At 60.3% G+C, this 15,931-nt stretch carries 18 protein-coding genes and 1 riboswitch; of the genes, 8 read left to right on the forward strand and 10 right to left on the reverse strand.

Annotated elements, in window-relative coordinates; translation table 11 throughout:
• Positions 1–79: 79 nt before the first annotated feature.
• Positions 80–295: a cold-shock protein gene (locus KQI82_RS11825; protein WP_216632949.1), complete on the reverse strand. Its 216-nt coding sequence runs from the start codon at positions 293–295 to the stop codon at positions 80–82.
• 243 nt (positions 296–538) lie between these two features.
• Positions 539–1,723: a methionine adenosyltransferase gene (gene metK / locus KQI82_RS11830; RefSeq protein ID WP_216632950.1), complete on the reverse strand. Its 1,185-nt coding sequence runs from the start codon at positions 1,721–1,723 to the stop codon at positions 539–541.
• A 90-nt stretch (positions 1,724–1,813) separates the two neighbouring features.
• Positions 1,814–1,906, reverse strand: a riboswitch (SAM riboswitch).
• A gap of 186 nt (positions 1,907–2,092) precedes the next feature.
• On the opposite strand from metK, the gene KQI82_RS11835 reads away from it, so the two are divergent.
• Positions 2,093–2,959, forward strand: coding sequence for a rhomboid family intramembrane serine protease (locus KQI82_RS11835; protein WP_241426702.1), 867 nt, complete (start codon positions 2,093–2,095; stop codon positions 2,957–2,959).
• A gap of 50 nt (positions 2,960–3,009) precedes the next feature.
• On the opposite strand, the gene KQI82_RS11840 is transcribed toward KQI82_RS11835, so the two are convergent.
• The 8 genes from KQI82_RS11840 to KQI82_RS11875 all read right to left on the reverse strand — a co-directional run bounded on the left by KQI82_RS11840 (position 3,010) and on the right by KQI82_RS11875 (position 11,396).
• The gene (locus tag KQI82_RS11840) at positions 3,010–3,240 is read right to left on the reverse strand and encodes a hypothetical protein (protein ID WP_216632951.1); all 231 of its coding nucleotides are present in this window, start codon (positions 3,238–3,240) and stop codon (positions 3,010–3,012) included.
• Positions 3,241–3,276: 36 nt separating this feature from the next.
• Positions 3,277–4,719: an aminoacyl-histidine dipeptidase gene (locus KQI82_RS11845; RefSeq protein ID WP_216632952.1), complete on the reverse strand. Its 1,443-nt coding sequence runs from the start codon at positions 4,717–4,719 to the stop codon at positions 3,277–3,279.
• Positions 4,720–4,723: 4 nt separating this feature from the next.
• The gene (locus tag KQI82_RS11850; RefSeq protein ID WP_216632953.1) at positions 4,724–5,146 is read right to left on the reverse strand and encodes a PqqD family protein; all 423 of its coding nucleotides are present in this window, start codon (positions 5,144–5,146) and stop codon (positions 4,724–4,726) included.
• Between the two features lie 71 nt (positions 5,147–5,217).
• The gene (locus KQI82_RS11855) at positions 5,218–7,125 is read right to left on the reverse strand and encodes an OPT family oligopeptide transporter (RefSeq protein WP_216632954.1); all 1,908 of its coding nucleotides are present in this window, start codon (positions 7,123–7,125) and stop codon (positions 5,218–5,220) included.
• Between the two features lie 223 nt (positions 7,126–7,348).
• The gene (locus KQI82_RS11860) at positions 7,349–8,695 is read right to left on the reverse strand and encodes an MATE family efflux transporter (RefSeq protein ID WP_216632955.1); all 1,347 of its coding nucleotides are present in this window, start codon (positions 8,693–8,695) and stop codon (positions 7,349–7,351) included.
• Between the two features lie 33 nt (positions 8,696–8,728).
• Positions 8,729–9,175 carry a MarR family winged helix-turn-helix transcriptional regulator gene (locus KQI82_RS11865; RefSeq protein ID WP_216632956.1) on the reverse strand — a complete coding sequence of 149 codons (447 nt, stop codon included), beginning with the start codon at positions 9,173–9,175 and terminating at the stop codon, positions 8,729–8,731.
• A gap of 115 nt (positions 9,176–9,290) precedes the next feature.
• On the reverse strand, positions 9,291–10,184 hold the full coding sequence (locus KQI82_RS11870; protein WP_216632957.1) for a DUF3298 and DUF4163 domain-containing protein: 894 nt from the start codon (positions 10,182–10,184) through the stop codon (positions 9,291–9,293).
• A 15-nt stretch (positions 10,185–10,199) separates the two neighbouring features.
• Positions 10,200–11,396: a tRNA(Met) cytidine acetate ligase gene (locus tag KQI82_RS11875; protein WP_216632958.1), complete on the reverse strand. Its 1,197-nt coding sequence runs from the start codon at positions 11,394–11,396 to the stop codon at positions 10,200–10,202.
• Between the two features lie 200 nt (positions 11,397–11,596).
• Between KQI82_RS11875 and KQI82_RS11880 the strand changes: the two genes are divergently transcribed.
• The 7 genes from KQI82_RS11880 (at position 11,597) to rpmA (ending at position 15,915) form a co-directional block, all read left to right on the forward strand.
• Positions 11,597–12,802, forward strand: a complete 1,206-nt coding sequence (locus KQI82_RS11880; protein WP_216632959.1) for an acetate/propionate family kinase — start codon at positions 11,597–11,599, stop codon at positions 12,800–12,802.
• A 102-nt stretch (positions 12,803–12,904) separates the two neighbouring features.
• Entirely contained in the window at positions 12,905–13,588 is a 684-nt protein-coding gene (locus KQI82_RS11885) for a 5'-methylthioadenosine/S-adenosylhomocysteine nucleosidase (RefSeq protein ID WP_216632960.1), read from the forward strand.
• Position 13,589: 1 nt separating this feature from the next.
• Entirely contained in the window at positions 13,590–14,057 is a 468-nt protein-coding gene (locus tag KQI82_RS11890; protein ID WP_216632961.1) for an S-ribosylhomocysteine lyase, read from the forward strand.
• Between the two features lie 15 nt (positions 14,058–14,072).
• On the forward strand, positions 14,073–14,759 hold the full coding sequence (locus KQI82_RS11895; protein WP_216632962.1) for a YczE/YyaS/YitT family protein: 687 nt from the start codon (positions 14,073–14,075) through the stop codon (positions 14,757–14,759).
• A gap of 180 nt (positions 14,760–14,939) precedes the next feature.
• A complete protein-coding gene (rplU, locus tag KQI82_RS11900; protein WP_216632963.1) occupies positions 14,940–15,251 on the forward strand; it encodes a 50S ribosomal protein L21 in 312 nt (103 codons plus the stop codon).
• Positions 15,252–15,255: 4 nt separating this feature from the next.
• Entirely contained in the window at positions 15,256–15,585 is a 330-nt protein-coding gene (locus KQI82_RS11905; RefSeq protein WP_216632964.1) for a ribosomal-processing cysteine protease Prp, read from the forward strand.
• Positions 15,586–15,633: 48 nt separating this feature from the next.
• The gene (rpmA, locus tag KQI82_RS11910) at positions 15,634–15,915 is read left to right on the forward strand and encodes a 50S ribosomal protein L27 (protein ID WP_187333584.1); all 282 of its coding nucleotides are present in this window, start codon (positions 15,634–15,636) and stop codon (positions 15,913–15,915) included.
• The last annotated feature ends 16 nt before the right edge of the window (positions 15,916–15,931 follow it).

A 15,931-nucleotide genomic window follows, 5' to 3' on the forward strand; every position in this document is an offset into this window, starting at 1 on the left:
AGCGGGAGCCGCGAAACAAATTGTTTCGCGGCTCCCGCTCATTCGCCTGCTGCTTCAGGCGGATGGTTCGATTTTACCCTTAGGCGGCGGCCCGGACGTTGACAGCCCGGAGCTTTCTGCTGTCCTTGGGGTCGGTCTCGGTCTCAAAAGTGACCTTCTGGCCCTCCTGCAGCGTGCGGAAGCCCTGACCCTGGATGGCGGAGAAATGCACGAACACATCGCCGCTGCCGTTGTCGTTGGAGATAAATCCAAAGCCCTTTTCCTCATTAAACCATTTAACAGTACCGTTATTCATCAACATGTACCTCCTGAAAAGATTGTGCTTCAAAATCTGGCAAACAAAAAACCACCTGGACTAAGTCAAAATGAAAATTGACTTACATCCGGTGGCAATCAATCACTACATTTAGAACACAAATCTATTATAACAGCCATTTTGGAAAAAGCAAGCTTTATTTTTTGCATTAGATAAATTATGTGCCGTATGGAGATAAAAGCGCAGGGCATCCCGGAAGTCCCGGGATGCCCTGACAGGGGATCAGTTGCTCTGCACCACGGCGGATTTCAGCGCCTCGGTCCGGTCGGTATCCTCCCAGCGGACATTCAGATCGGTGCGGCCCATATGGCCGTAAGCGGCTAACTTCCGGTAGATAGGCCTGCGCAGGTCCAGATCCCGGATGATGGCAGCCGGACGCAGGTCGAAGACCTTGCGCACCGCGGCCTCCAACACGTCGTCGGACACCGTGCCGGTGCCGAAGGTCTCCACCAGTACGGAGACCGGCTGGGCCACGCCGATGGCGTAGGCCAGCTCCACCTGGCACTTCCTGGCCAGCCCCGCGGCCACCACGTTCTTGGCCACGTACCGGGCCGCATAGGCGGCGCTGCGGTCCACCTTGGTGGGGTCCTTGCCGGAGAAACAGCCGCCGCCGTGAGGCGCGCTGCCGCCGTATGTGTCCACAATGATCTTGCGGCCGGTGAGGCCGGAGTCCGCCGCCGGACCGCCCTTGACAAACCGGCCCGTGGGGTTGACATAAAATTTTGTGTTCTCATCCAACAGCTCCGCGGGAATGGTGTGCCGGACCACAAGCTTGATCATATCCCTGCGGATCTGCTCAAGAGAGACCTCGGGGCCGTGCTGGGTGGAGACCACCACCGTATCCACCCGGACCGGCTTGTCCCCCTCATATTCCACGGTGACCTGGGTCTTTCCGTCGGGCCGCAGGTAGTCCACCGCGCCGCTCTTGCGGATCTCTGTCAGCCGCAGGGCCAGCTTGTGGCTCAGTGAGATGGCCAGGGGCATCAGTTCAGGGGTCTCGTCGCAGGCATAGCCGAACATCATGCCCTGGTCCCCGGCGCCGTTGGTCAGGCTGTCCTTGCCCTCCTTGCTCTCCAGGGACTGGTCCACGCCCATGGCGATGTCGCCGGACTGCTCGTCAATGGACGTGATGACGGCACAGGTCTCGCAGTCAAAGCCGAACTTGCCCCGGTCGTAGCCGATCTCCCGCACTACCTCCCGGGCGATCTTAGGGATATCCACATAGCAGCTGGTGCTGATTTCACCCATGACGTGGATCAATCCGGTGCAGGCCGTGGTTTCACAGGCCACCCGGGCCTCGGGGTCCTTTTCGATGATCGCATCCAAAACCGCATCGGAGATCTGGTCGCAGATTTTGTCGGGATGCCCCTCCGTCACAGATTCAGAGGTGAAGAAATGCTTTGCCATATAGTTGCTCCTTTCATGTTCCCTTTGGAGCGCAAGCCGAAAAAAAGCACGCTCCGTACTCGACGGACCGTGTCAGTAAGCTTTTACCGCTCCTCATCTTTCGATAGCCGTCGGATTTGGCACCTTGCAGGGCAGGTTGCCGTGGTTTCACAGGGCCGTTCCCTCCACCACTCTTGATAAGGGATTCAATTGTGTTTACTATACTACGCAGTTTTTGACGGATTGTCAATATACACTTGCCGGATTCTGTGTGATTTGCGTTTTTTTGCTGCCATTACAGGAAATTCAAAAAATAGACATGACTTTTCCCATTCTCTATGGTATGGTATATTGCGTTATGATTTGTCTTTCGCAATGGAGGTTGTGATTTTGAGAAAACTGTATGACGCGGTGGACCGGTTCTGCGCCACCCACCCGCGCTTCGGCATCCCCAACCTGATGATGACCATTGTCATCGGCAACGCCATCATCTATCTGCTGGCCCGGCTGAGCAATTACGGCGCCATCTCCTTTTTGAGCTTTGATCTGTACCACCTGCTCCACGGTGAACTCTGGCGGCTGCTGACGTTCCTCTTTGTCCCCAATACCTTCGATCTCTTCTCCCTGGCCATCTCGCTCTATTTTTACTATTTCGTGGGCAGTGTGCTGGAGCGGGAGTGGGGTACGGCCAAATTCACGCTCTACTACCTCAGCGGCGCGGTGCTGACGCTCCTGGCCACAGTGGCCGCCTCGCTGATCAGCGGCAACTGGTATCTGACGCTGTCCGGCACCTACTATGTGAACATGTCCATGTTCTTTGCCTTTGCCATGCTCTACCCCGACATGCAGGTACTGCTGTTTTTCATCATCCCGCTGAAGGTCAAGTGGCTGGCATGGGCCAACGCGGCGCTCTTCGCGGTGGACATCCTGCGCTCTCTTATATGGTTCAACCTCAGCGGTATCCTCTTCCCCCTCATTGCGCTCTTTAACTTCTTTGTCTTTTTCGCACCGGACTTCTTCCACTTTGCCGAGCGCAAGCGCTACCAGCACAGCCGGCAGAGCAGCAGCTTCCGAAAGACGATGCACAAAGAGGAACCCACAAAGCGCTCCTACCGCCACAAATGCGCCGTCTGCGGCCGCACCGACGCGGATCATCCGGAGCTCCAGTTCCGCTACTGCTCCCGCTGCACCGGCTACCACTGCTACTGTCAGGATCACATCTTCAACCATGTGCACTTCACCGACGATCAGCCCTGATAAAAAGCGCCTCTTCCTGTTTGGAAGAGGCGCTTTTTTGAAAAATCCGATCAACTCAGGTCCTTCAGGCGGAAGGCTGTTCCCTCCTCCAGGCCCAGACGTTCCAAAAGAGGCTCCGGGACCTCCCGGCACACTTGGCCCCGGTGGGTGAGAATCCGGAGGAACACCCGGTCCGGCTCTCCCTCCGGCCGCTCCTCACAGCCGTAATCCGCCTCTCCAATCTGCATCACAACAGCGTCCAGGTCCCCCTGGAGCCTTAAAAGCAGCTGTTCCTGATCCATGTGATATCCCTCCTGTGCGCGGCGTTCCGACTGCCTTTACCTGCAACGCCTCAGCACCTCCAGCAGGAACGTCCAGACCCGCTGGACAGAGGAGACGCTCATCCGCTCCTGGGCGGTGTGGATTTTGGTGAGATCGGGGCCGATGGACACGCAGTCCAATCCCGGCATCTTTCCGGAGAGAAGGCCGCATTCCAGCCCCGCGTGGATGGCCTCCACCTTGGGGGCGCGGCCATACTGCTCCGTGAATACGTCCTCCATCACCTGGCGCAGGGGCGAATCCTTGCGGTACTCCCAGGCCGGATAGTCGCCGCTCAAGTGCAGCGTTCCGCCGATCTGACCTGCCAGGAAACCCAGCCGGTCTATCATCATCTGCTTCTGGCTGGCCACGGAGCTGCGGACGCAGTAGGCGGCCGCCACCTGGTTCTCCTCCGTGGTGAGTATCCCCAGGTTCAGCGAGCTCTGCACCAGGCCCGGGATATCCTGGCTCATGGCCTGAATGCCGCTGGGGGAAAGGCTCAGAAAGAGAACGATCCCCTGGGTGGAGGCATTGGTCATGGCCTTTCCGCTCCACTTTTCGCAAGCGGTCAGGAAAACGCTCACCCCCGGATCGGAAGACGCCAGCTCCTGGCGGAAGGCGTTTTCCAGTTCCTCCACCGTTTCCCTCACCGTCCGGGTGTCTTCGCACAGGAACCGGGCGGAGGACTCCCGGACAATGGCGTTGTCCTTTGTGCCGCCGCCGACGGACACCAGCCGAATCTCCGTCCGGCGGCTCAGGGCGCAGAGGATCCGGCCCATCAGCTCGTTGCCCATGCCCCGGCCCTTGTCGATCTCCACGCCGGAGTGGCCGCCCTTCAGGCCGCCCACCGTCACGGTATACACGGTTCCAGCCGCCGCCTCCCACTGAACCGGCAGGTCGCACCGGGCCACCACGCCGCCGGCACAGCTGACGGTGAAGATGCCCTCCACCTCGGAGTCGATGTTGATGAGCTTGCGGCCCTTTAGAGGCGACACATCCAGCGCCGCCGCTCCTAACATGCCGATCTCCTCATCCACGGTGAACACCGCCTCCAGACGGGGATGGCTGATCTCGCCGGATTCCAGCACGGCAAGGGTCATGGCCACGGCAATGCCGTCATCTCCGCCCAAGGTGGTTCCCTTCGCGTACACCTGATCGCCGTCCACCGCCAGCTCCAGTCCCTCTTTCTCCATATCAAGGGTGCACTCCGGCGCCTGTTCGCAGACCATATCCAGGTGGCCCTGCAAAATCACCGGTTCCGCCGACTCATAGCCGGGAGTGGCCTCCTTGACGATGATGACGTTGTTTGCCGCGTCCTGGTGGCACTCCAGGCCCCGGGCCCTTGCAAACTCCACGCAGTAATCGCTGATGGCCTTGGTATTCCGGGAGCCGTGAGGAATTTTGCAAAGCTCCTCAAAATAGTAAAATACCCGGCCGGGCTCCAGCTGTTCCAATACACGCATCGCTCTATTTCCTCCTTGCGGCGTTGGCCGCCCATGATCTCCCCCGCGCTCCGCGGGTGCCGCGACTTGCCGTTCCCGGCATCGGGGAAGCGTCCGCAAACCGGATCAGCCGTCCGCTCCAAAGGGTGTTCAGGTAGCAGACCAGCCTGTTGTAAAGCGGTTCCACCTCGGGTCCAAACTGATCCAGCATCCGCTCCGCCAGCTGGCCAACCGTAGAAGTTCCGTCCATCTGGCGCCACAGGTAGCTGCCGTAGCCGTCCAGTGCGATATGGCTCACCGGCGGCGTATGGGCCACAGTCTGGGCAATGCGGTCAAAAACGCCGCCGTGGGTCATATGGATGACCACCGTGCCATCCTCCCGCTCCTCCCACCGGAACGCCGGATTGACCTCAGGCACCCAGTCCAGAAAGTTCTCCTTCTTTGCCACGCTTCCTCCTCCGACTGACCGGAAAGGCCGTACACCAAAAGTATACAGCCCTCCCGCCTTTCTTGCAAGCTTCAATTGCCGTCCCGTCCCCGTGCGGCGGCCCACCAGAGGCTTGTAAGCAGCAACGAAAAGGCGACCAGCCCGCCCACGCTGCCGATGCCGACGCCCCGGTTCGAAAGATCCAGGAACGCGCCGAAGGACGCATATCCCCGAAAGGGGATCACGGCAAACAGGGCCAGCACAATACCCACAAGCCCCTCTCCGGCAATGAGTCCGGAGGCGTAGAGCACACCGGAGCGCACCGCGCCGTCCTTCTCCTCTTCCGAGCGGTAGCGGCGCTTTTCCACAAAGTGCCGGACCAGCGCGCCGGCCATGATCGGGGTGGAGAGGTAAATGGGCAGATACAGCCCAATGGCAAAGGGCAGCACTGGGATCCCAAGGACCTCCGCCGCCACGGCGATCATCACACCCACCCCCACCAGAGTCCAGGGCAGGTTTCCGCCCATGACGCCTTCCACCACCAGCTTCATCAGCGTGGCCTGTGGGGCGGGCAGCTCCGTGGAGTCGTATCCCCAGGCGATGGAGAGAAGATAGAGTATGGCGCCGATGGCGATGGCCGACGCCGTGCAGCCGATCAGTTCTCCGATCTGCTGCTTGCGGGGCGTCGCGCCTAAGAGAAAGCCGGTCTTCAGGTCCTGAGAGGTATCTCCGGCAATGGCTGCCACGATGCAGATCACAGAGCCGATAGTGATGGCTGCGGTCATTCCCTCAATCCCCGTTTCGCCCGCAGCCTTCAACAGCAGCGTGGAGATCAGCAGCGTCGCGATGGCCATTCCGGAGACCGGGTTGTTGGAGGAACCGATCAGCCCCACCATCCGGGAGGACACGGTGGCAAAGAAAAAGGAAAAGATGATGACCAGCAGCGCGGTGGGCAGCGTGAGCGGGATCACCGGGATCAGCCACAGGGCGGCCGCCACCACGGCCACCGCCGCCAGCAAAAATCCCATGGAGAGGTCCTGCTCCGTGCGGAGCGTCCCCAGTCCGTTTTTGCCATAGCCTCCCAGGGCGTCCCGGAAGGTGCGCGCAATCAGGGGGAGGGATTTGATCAGGCTGATGATTCCGCCCGCCGCCACGGCGCCCGCGCCGATATAGCGGATGAAGCTGCCCCAGAGCGCCGAAGAACCTTCCTGAAGCAGCTCATTGACCGACACGGTGGCGGGGAACAGCACCGCATCTCCGCCGAAGAGCGCGATGAGAGGCATGAGCACAAACCAGCCCAGCACGCCGCCGGCAAAGAGATAGGAGGACACCCTGACCCCGCAGATATAGCCCACGCCCGCCAGGGCCGGCAAAACATCCACACCGATGCCGGAGCCCCGGTAGCCGTGGATATCATAGGCGATCTCGCTTGGAAACGCCTTCAGCCCGTCGGCAATGAATTTGTAGAGCCCCGCGATCCCCAGGCCGGAGAACACCACCGAGGCTCTGGTGCCTCCCTCTTCCCCGGCGATGAGCACCTCGGCGCAGGCCTGCCCCTCCGGATAGGCCAGTACGGCATGCTCTTTGACGATCAGCGCGCTGCGCAGCGGGATCATCAACAGCACGCCCAAGACGCCTCCGCACAGGGCGATCAGCCCGATCTCAAGGAGCGACGGCATGTCGCCCAGGCCCTCTCCCGCCCACATGAACAGCGCCGGCAGCGTAAATATGGCCCCGGAGGCCACCGATTCCCCGGCGGAGCCGATGGTCTGCACCATGTTGTTTTCCAAAATGGAGTTGCGGCGCATCAGCTTGCGGATCACCCCCATGGAGATGACCGCCGCGGGGACGGAGGCGGAGACCGTCATCCCCACCCGCAGCCCCAGATACGCGTTGGCGCCCCCAAAGAGGACGGCCAGCACCACGCCTAACACCACGGAAACCACTGTCAGCTCAGGCATCACCCGATCCGCGGGGACATAGGGTTTGTTCTCTTCCATGACTCTCTTCCTTTCCAGTCCGGCCGCGCCTGATCGCGCAGACAGGCTCTTTTGATAAAAGCCCCCGGATTCAATCTCTCCCTTCCACAAGCTTTCATTCGAGGAAATTTCCGGAAATCCGGTCCGCGCCTTCACGTTTGACCGCCGGCGAGATGCCGCGATGACTGTGGCAACCGATCAAAAAGCACCCGGTGGGCTTTCGTCCACCGGGTGCTTTTTTTCTTCATTCCTGCGAATCAGCGCTTGCAGCGGCGCCGCCCGTCCGCCCCATGGCGGCCACGGCCGCCACCGCTACAACGGCGCTGGCAATGCCGGCTGCCAAAGGCATGCACCACACGCCGTCCAGGCCCCACAGCGGGGCAAGGATGCCAAGCGACAGCACCGGGAACACCAGCGTGCCGCAGAGTGTGACCGCCAGGGACCTGCCGGGCCGGTCCAGCGCCGTCAGATAGGAGCCCAGGCAGGCGTCCACCCAGCTCACCACATAGGACAGGGAAAAAAGCTCCATGGCCCGCAGGCTCATCATCAAAAGCGCGCCGTCGCCCTTTTGGGCAAAGAGGGCGATGAGCCCTCCGCCGCAACTGCGCATGAAAATAAGCGCCGCCAGAGAGATGGCCGCCGCCGTGAGCAGCACCCGCTGTTCCAGCACCCGGACCCGTATTCTGAGCCCGCGGCCGTGGCAGTAGCTGATGGCGGGCTGCATGGAGTCCGCCAGCCCAAAGACCAGGGAGTTTACGATGCTGTCCACATACAGGACCACCGAGACGGCGGCCACCGCCAGCGACCCTCCGATCCGCAGCAGCACCGCATTCAGGATCAGCATCATCGCGGAGCTTGCGATGTTGGTAAACAGCTCCGAGGAACCGTTGGCCAGCAGGTGTCCAAGCTGACGGAGGGGGATGACCCCTCTGACAAAATAGAGCGTCAGCTTTTTCCGGAAAAAGGGTGCCATCGCCAGCACTGTCCCAAGGGACAGGCTCAGGCAGCTGGCCAGCGCAGCGGACCAGATTCCCCAGCGCAGCAGGACGATAAACACAAAATCCAGCAGGATGTTTCCCAGCGCCGTGACCACATTCAGCACCATGCTGTAGCGGGCCTTTCCGCAGACACGGAGATAGTTGTCAATGGCGAAAAACACCATCACAAGTGGGGAAAACAGAGCGTAGACCCGGATGTATTGAGCGGCCAGCTCCGTCACGTTCTCCCCCGCTCCCATGGTCAGCAGTACCGGCCTTGATAGGAAAAAGCCAAGCACACCCGCCAGGCAGGAGAAGGCGGCAATCAGTTTGACGCAGGAGGAAAAGGTCAGCCTCGCCTGGTCCTCCTCCCTGCGGCCCAGCAAAATGGATATCTGGACCGATGAGCCCACCGCCACCATATCCGCCAGGGCAAAGCAGATCATCACCAGCGGCATGACCAGGTTCACCGCCGCTAAGGCATCCTGGCCGATGAAGCGTCCCACAAAGATGCCGTCCGCCACCGTGTAAAGGGAGCTGACCGCCATGCTGATCATACTGGGAATCGCGCAGTGGAAAAACAACCTTGTGGGCTGCATGGTTTCAAAATGCATACTATGATACTCCGTCCTTGATTCAATCCGTATTCAGCGGCGCTCCTCCTTTTCCCCAAAGGCCGCCGTCAGCTGCGCGGCAAATTCCGAAAGGGCGTCGATCCAGTCAGCCGGATAGCGCTCCAGCGTCTTTTTCAGCGCCGTGCATTCCATTTGACAGAGGTCTGAGAGAAGGGCGCTCGCGTGCTCCTTGCCCTCCGGGGTCAGAAAAAGCGTCTTTTCCCGCCTGCGCTCCCCCGGCTCAAAGGCCACATACCCCTGCTCCACGCACTCTTTTACCACCGTATTAATCGTGGTCTTGGGGATGAGCCACTGCTCGCTGATCTGGGTCTGGGTATGGCGCTTCCCGTCGTTGAGCGCATAGAGCAGGGCAAGGGTGTTCTCTTTGAGCCCCGTGCGCTTTGCACACAGGTAATAGAGTCCGTCAATGCGGTTGATGCCGATCATGATGCTGCGCACCTGTTCCATCGTCCCGTCCATAGCCCCTCCTGCTCACAATACGAATTCGTACTTTTATTTTAGTACGAATTCGTATTGTTGTCAACCATGCTGCAAAAAGTCCCCATCCGGTCCGGATGGGGACTTTCTCTCTTTTTTATGCCGCGTATCCTAAGAGGGCCCTGCCGTAGTCGCTGAGATAGGGCTCCATGAATTCCCGGGATATCTGGAACTGCTGGGGGCCGGCGGCATAGCAGGCCAGCTCATAGGGGGAAAATCCCACCTCCATCCCTTCCTCATTGAAGGAGACGGCATAATTGGGCCAACAGGCCACAATTTCATCGTAATCATCCCAATACAGCGGGTCCCCCGGTCCAATCTGAGCCAAAATCTCCCGGGCCACCGCCTCTGTGAAAGCGGCCTGGTCGGCGGCAAGCTCCAGCGGGCCGATGAATCTCCGGCCGGTCAGATCGTAGTTCCAGCCCAGCAGCACGGTCATTCCGTGGGCTCCGCCGCTGTAGTCATAGTAACGCCCGCTGATGCTGATGAGGTCGGTGGTCATATAGGAGGTAAACGAGAGGTCGTATAAAAATTCACGGCTCCAAACGGCCTCGCTTTGAGCAGTCTCCCGCTCCGCCTTCCAGTCCTCATAAAACGCGCGGGCCTCGTCCGCCTTCTCCTGGAAATCCTCACCGCTGAGCCACTCTTCAAAGCGTCCGTTGAACGTCTCAAGGTTGGCGGCCACATCGTCATCCTGACAGGCCCAGGGTTCTCCGCCTTCATCCCATGCAGTCAGATGGGGCACCTCATAGCGGTAGTTGACCAGCAGCGCTCCGTCCTCATCATAGACCGTGTCGGCGCGGATCTGACTTTCCACCGTATAGGCGGCCGTTTGGACAGCAGCGCCGTAGACGGCGGATTTCTCCACCGACTGGGAGATTTTCTCCGCCGCAGGCTCTTTTTTCAGCGGCGCTTCCTCCGATTCCGGCGGGACGCTGGCGCAGCCGGCCATCAGACAAAGAGCGCAGAACAGGGCGATCAGCTTTTCCATAGAAAACGCTCCTTTTCAGGGAGTTTGGATGCGTGGTCCTGTTGTCCATTCGCTGCCGCCGGATGCCTGGCGGAGAGATGGGTAGGCAAGGGCATAGAGGTCGGTGGCCCGGACCTCCATCAAAAAGACTCGGTTTGCCTCTGGCGAGAGGCCGCGCACATCGGCGGGCTTGGTCAGCACCGGCAGCGCGGCACATCGGCGCATCCGGGCCAGCAGCTCCCGTCCCCGGGGACCGGCGGCCAGCACCCGGAGGTATGGAATATCCTCCGGCAGGTCCCGCAGCTCCAGATAGGCCCGCAGCAGCATCCGGCGCAGCCGCGCCATGGGATAGCGTTTGGTCTTGACGGCGCACAGCAGCTCCTCCACCGTGGTGCAGGAGTTGGCCGCGTCGTAAAACCGGTGGTAGAGGCCCTCCGCCCCCTCGTCATAGAGCGCCCAGTCCGCCTCTTCCATGGTCCGCAGGCGGGCCAGCACCGCCCTTTCACAAACCGACAGGTCCACGGGGGCGCGGCCGATGACAATCTCCTCCCGGTAGAGCCGGGCCATGTCGGGGGTCATGTATCGGTCCGCCTCTTTCCCATCCAAAAGCAGTGCGCGGATGGCCGAGGCGGATGCGATTCCCCCCACCGCCTCGCCGTCGTGTCCGGCGCCGGTGCGTAAAATGGCCAGCGGCTCAATCCGCGGTGCAAGCTGCGCCAGCGCTTTGCAGTATTCCACACCCAACGTGTCATTGGGCTGTTCCAGTCTATGCGCCCGCGTGCCCAAAAGCTGCTCCAGCGCCCGCTGGCGGGCACGGGGAAAGCTGTCCCCCGACCGCAGCTCCCGGCGCAAAAGCGGTGGAAATTCCGGCCGCAGCAGGCCCCGGGCCAGCTCCATCAGTGATAAAGCGTCGCCGCTTTCGCTGCCGAAGGAGAGGTGGCTCACAACGCCGGTGGCCTGCAAAACTCTGACTCCGCCCTGGGCAAACCGCTCCGCCGAGGCAAGGGCCCAGGGAAGGGGCAGTTCCAGCACCAAATCCGCTCCCGCGCTGACCGCCGCCTCCGCACGCACATGCTTGCGGACAATGGCGAAGGCTCCCCGCTGGACAAAGTTCCCGCTCATCACGCAGACGATGGGCGTCTCCTCCCCCAACAGGGCGCGGGTGCGCTCCATCTGATACTGGTGGCCCAGATGAAGTGGATTATATTCTGCTATTATACCTGCCGCCCCCATGGACTTCCCCCTCAAAAAGTGACAATTGGTTACAATTTTTTCATCCAAAAACCGCAAAGTCCAGGAAAATAACGGTTGTATCCAGGAAAATTTTTGTTATAATGAAGGTGTTGTCCCGAAAATAGCGGGAAAACTGATTGTTATTATTTTATATCATTTGCGGGCGTTACGCAAGCGTCTGGAAAAAAGGAGTTAAAAACATGAACGTATTAGTCATCAACGCCGGAAGTTCTTCCCTGAAGTATCAGCTGCTCAATCCCGACAGCGGCGCGGTGCTGGCCAAGGGCCTGTGCGAGCGCATCGGCATCGACGGCAAATTCACCTATAAGCCCCAGGTGGAAGGCAAGGAAGCGCTGAAGGAAGTGGACGTGGCCATGCCCACTCACTCCGAAGCCATCCAGGCTGTGCTGGACGCTCTGGTGGACGCCAAAAACGGCGTGATCGCCTCCATGAAGGAGATCGACGCTGTGGGCCACCGCGTGGTTCACGGCGGCGAGGCCTTCAACAAATCCGTCCTCATCACCGACGACGTGATGCGCGCCATCGAGGACTGCATCCCCCTGGCCCCCCTTCACAACCCCGCCAACCTGACCGGTATCCGCGCCTGCGAGAAGGTTATGCCCGGCGTACCCATGGTGGCCGTGTTCGACACCGCCTTCCATCAGACCATGCCCGCCAAGGCCTATATGTACGCCCTGCCCTACGAGTACTATGAGACTGACAAGGTCCGCCGCTACGGCTTCCACGGCACCAGTCACAAGTATGTGGCCGGCCGTGCCGCCGCCATGTTAGGCAAAAAGAGCGAGGATCTGAAGCTGATCTCCTGCCACCTTGGCAACGGCTCCTCCGTCACCGCCGTGGACGGCGGAAAGAGCGTGGACACCTCCATGGGCTTTACGCCCCTGGCCGGCCTGCCCATGGGCACCCGCTCCGGCGACCTGGACGCCGGTATCCTTGAGTATCTGATGACCAAGTACAACATGGACATCAAGGAGATGGTCTCCATTCTGAACAAGAAGTCCGGCGTGTTGGGCGTCAGCGGCGTCAGCTCCGACTTCCGTGATCTGGAGAACGCAGGCAAGGAGGGCAATGAGCGGGCCTCCCTGTCCGTGGAGATGTTCAACTACGGCGTCAAGAAGCTCATCGGCTCCTATGCCGCCGCCATGGGCGGCGTGGATGCCATCATCTTCACCGCCGGCGTGGGCGAGAACTCCGCCTCCCAGCGCCTGGCCATTGCCTCTGATCTGGAGTTCATGGGCGTGAAGATGGACGCCGAGGCCAACAAGGTCCGCGGTGAAGAGACCGTGATCTCCGCCCCCGACTCCAAGGTCAAGGTCCTGCTGATCCCCACCAATGAAGAGCTGATGATCGCGATGGACACCGCGACCATCGTCTCCGGGAAATAAGTGCCTTCCAGAAAGGGGCGGGCCTTGGGTCCGCCCCTTTTTTTGATTTCACCTTCCCAAATCAGAGACGGAGCACGCTCCGTCTTCAGCAAAGGAGCCACTATGAAAATTGGTCTGCAATTCGCCATGCCCTCGGAGCTACACGCCCTGCCCGGCGCCCGGGACCTTGTACCGCTGGAAACCGTGTCCGGCATCCCGGTCTTTGAGGTGGCGGAGGGAATCTTGGCCTGCGCGGGAGGCGTGGGTAAGGTGAACGCCGCCATGGCCGCTGAGCTCTTGTGCCTGCACTGCGGCGTGGAGCTGATCCTCAACGCCGGCGTGGCCGGGTGCTGCCGGGACCTGCCCATCGGCACGCTGGTGCTGGCCAGGGACTTTGTACAGCACGACGTGGACACCTCCGCCGTGGGCGACCCGATCGGCCTGGTCTCCACCGTCAACCGGGTGGAATTTCCCACCTGGCGGCCGGAGCACTGCCAGGCTCTTCTGCGTCAGCTGGGCTTCTCCGCCCAACTGGGCCGGGTGGCCACCGGGGACTGGTTTGCCGTGGGCGGGGATCGGGCCCGCCGGGTGCGGGATACCTTCTCCCCCACTCTTTGCGAAATGGAGGGCGGAGCCATCGCTCAGGTCTGCCTGCGCAGCGGTGTGCGCTTTGTCTCCCTGAAGTCCGTGTCCGACCGGCTGTTTTCTGAAAAGCAGGCGGAGGAATATTTTGATTTCAGCCAGGCCCTAAAAGCCTTGGGCAGGGTGGTGCTGCCCTTTGCCAAAAAACTGCAGGAGGAATTCTGATATGGACCGCATCGCCAGCTTTACCGTGGATCACAACAGCCTGCTGCCCGGGCTCTACTTCTCCCGCCGGGACGCAGACATCATTACCTTCGACCTCCGCTTTAAGAAGCCCAACACCGGCGATCTGCTCTCCAACAGCGAGCTCCACTCCACAGAGCACCTCATCGCCACGCTGCTGCGCAACGCACCGGAACAAGAGGCCGTGATCTATTTCGGCCCCATGGGCTGTCAGACCGGCTTCTACTTTCTCTTTGACAACCGCCTGCTCTGCTGCGAGGATGCGGTGGAGCTTTTAAAGCGGGTCTTTCAGCAGGCCGCCGGCTTTGACGGCGAGCTGCCCGGAAAGAGCGCCGCCGAGTGCGGAAATTATGTAAACTTAAACGTGGAGGCCGCAAAATCGGTCTGCAAGTGGTACGCGGAGCTGATCGCCGGCTGGACCGTGGAGCAGCTGTCCTATACCAATGCGTAAAAAGGAGTGTCCGCTATGAGCCGTTCCCCCCGATTGATGCTTCTGCCCCGGACTCTCCAGGCCGCTGGAGGGCTTTTTGTGGCGGCGTTCGGCATCTATCTGACCATCCAGGCCAACATCGGGCTGGCGCCCTGGGACGCTTTGAATATGGGGCTCTCCCGGTGTTTTGGGATCAGCTATGGGACCGCCTCCATTCTCCTGAGCGTCTTTGTGGTGGGGGCCGACCTGCTGTTAGGGGAGCGGATCGGCATGGGCACGCTCTTGGACGCGGTTCTGGTGGGACTCAGCATAGACCTGTTCACCGCGTTGGAGGCAGTGCCTCTTCAAACCTCTCTGCCCGTCTCTTTTGCGGTACTGGTTCTGGGTCTTTTTATCATCGCCGTCGGGCAGCTCATCTATATGCGCTCCGCGCTGTGCTGCGGCCCCCGGGATTCCCTGCTGGTGGCCTTAGGAAAACGGATGCGCCGCCTCCCCATCGGAACGGTGAATGTCATACTGCTTGGGATGGTGATCTGCGCCGCGTGGCTGCTCAGGGGACCCATCGGCATGGGGACCCTGGTTTCCGTCTTCGGCCTGGGCGCAGCCATGCAGGCGGTGTTCCGTCTCTTCCGCTTTGAGCCCCGGGACGTGCGCCACACGGACTTTTTGGAGATGGGGCGTTTGCTCTGCGGCCGCGCCGCGCCACAGGATCAAAAGGTCTGAGACGGTTTGCCGCAAAAGTGCCGGGATTCCCCTGTTTTTTTGCAAATTTCTTCCGGAATCCATTGACAAGCCGGGTATTCGCTGATATACTTGATAAGCCGCTTTGAATGGGTTGACAAGTGAGAAGACTTCTCCGCCCCCGACAGCGAGTCCGTAATAAAGGAAAGAGAGGTGCAAAGTATGCACGCAATCATTGAAACCGGCGGTAAGCAGTACAAGGTCGCCGAAGGCGATGTCCTGTTCATCGAAAAGCTGCCCGCAGAGGCCGGCGACAGCGTCACCTTCGACCGTGTCCTGGCTGTCCTGGACGGTGAGAACACCAAGTTCGGCGCTCCCGCAGTGGAAGGCGCCAAGGTGGAGGCCTCTGTCGTGAAGAACGGCAAGGGCAAGAAGATCCGTATTTTCAAGTACAATCCCAAGAAGGGCTATCGTAAGCGTCAGGGCCATCGTCAGCCTTATACCAAGGTGACGATCGGCAAGATCTCCCTCTAAGAGGATGACCACCGTTACGTTCCATTTGGAGGGCAATCGGATCGTGGGCTTTGAAAGCCGGGGCCACAGCGGTTACGCCGAGGCCGGGGCGGACATCGTCTGCGCATCCATCACCGCGGTCATCACCTTGGTCGAGGCCACCGTCAACGACGTGATGGGCCTGGCCGCAGCGGTGAAGATCAGTGAGCGGGACGCGAAACTTTCGCTCCGGCTGCCCGGGGGGCTCTCCCCCACGGCGGAATCCACCTGTCAGACGCTTTTGACGGGGCTGATGGTCTATCTCTCTCAATTGCACGAGGATTACCCGGACTATGTCGAGGTGCTGGAGGGCTGACCTCCTCCCTCTTCCAACATCATCTTACAGAAAGGATGGTACTTTGCTATGATCCGTATTGGTCTGCAGTTTTTCGCTCATAAAAAAGGTATGGGCTCCACCAAGAACGGCCGTGATTCCGAGTCCAAGCGCCTTGGGCCCAAGCGTGCCGACGGTCAGTTTGTCAAGGCCGGCAACATCTTGGTTCGTCAGCGCGGTACGCACATTCATCCCGGTGTGAACGTTGGCAAGGGCAGCGACGACACGCTGTTTGCCACCGCCTCCGGCGTCGTTCGTTTTGAGCGCCTGGGTAAAGATCGCAAGCAGGTCTCTGTTTACGAAGCCCAGTAATGAGATTGTGAGAAGA

The organism is Dysosmobacter acutus, from assembly GCF_018919205.1.
In the GTDB taxonomy this organism is placed as follows: Bacteria; Bacillota; Clostridia; order Oscillospirales; family Oscillospiraceae; genus Oscillibacter; species Oscillibacter acutus.

Excerpts from the sequence above, each read along its gene's own strand:
- KQI82_RS11895 (WP_216632962.1), top strand. The coding sequence starts at position 14,073 with ATGAGCCGTTCCCCCCGATTGATGCTTCTGCCCCGGACTCTCCAGGCC.
- KQI82_RS11855 (WP_216632954.1), bottom strand. The coding sequence starts at position 7,125 with ATGGAAGAGAACAAACCCTATGTCCCCGCGGATCGGGTGATGCCTGAG.
- KQI82_RS11840 (WP_216632951.1), bottom strand. The coding sequence starts at position 3,240 with ATGGATCAGGAACAGCTGCTTTTAAGGCTCCAGGGGGACCTGGACGCT.
- KQI82_RS11890 (WP_216632961.1), top strand. The coding sequence starts at position 13,590 with ATGGACCGCATCGCCAGCTTTACCGTGGATCACAACAGCCTGCTGCCC.
- rplU (WP_216632963.1), top strand. The coding sequence starts at position 14,940 with ATGCACGCAATCATTGAAACCGGCGGTAAGCAGTACAAGGTCGCCGAA.
- KQI82_RS11860 (WP_216632955.1), bottom strand. The coding sequence starts at position 8,695 with ATGCATTTTGAAACCATGCAGCCCACAAGGTTGTTTTTCCACTGCGCG.
- KQI82_RS11880 (WP_216632959.1), top strand. The coding sequence starts at position 11,597 with ATGAACGTATTAGTCATCAACGCCGGAAGTTCTTCCCTGAAGTATCAG.
- KQI82_RS11845 (WP_216632952.1), bottom strand. The coding sequence starts at position 4,719 with ATGCGTGTATTGGAACAGCTGGAGCCCGGCCGGGTATTTTACTATTTT.
- KQI82_RS11870 (WP_216632957.1), bottom strand. The coding sequence starts at position 10,184 with ATGGAAAAGCTGATCGCCCTGTTCTGCGCTCTTTGTCTGATGGCCGGC.
- KQI82_RS11865 (WP_216632956.1), bottom strand. The coding sequence starts at position 9,175 with ATGGACGGGACGATGGAACAGGTGCGCAGCATCATGATCGGCATCAAC.
- KQI82_RS11875 (WP_216632958.1), bottom strand. The coding sequence starts at position 11,396 with ATGGGGGCGGCAGGTATAATAGCAGAATATAATCCACTTCATCTGGGC.
- KQI82_RS11885 (WP_216632960.1), top strand. The coding sequence starts at position 12,905 with ATGAAAATTGGTCTGCAATTCGCCATGCCCTCGGAGCTACACGCCCTG.
- metK (WP_216632950.1), bottom strand. The coding sequence starts at position 1,723 with ATGGCAAAGCATTTCTTCACCTCTGAATCTGTGACGGAGGGGCATCCC.
- KQI82_RS11905 (WP_216632964.1), top strand. The coding sequence starts at position 15,256 with ATGACCACCGTTACGTTCCATTTGGAGGGCAATCGGATCGTGGGCTTT.
- KQI82_RS11825 (WP_216632949.1), bottom strand. The coding sequence starts at position 295 with ATGAATAACGGTACTGTTAAATGGTTTAATGAGGAAAAGGGCTTTGGA.
- rpmA (WP_187333584.1), top strand. The coding sequence starts at position 15,634 with ATGATCCGTATTGGTCTGCAGTTTTTCGCTCATAAAAAAGGTATGGGC.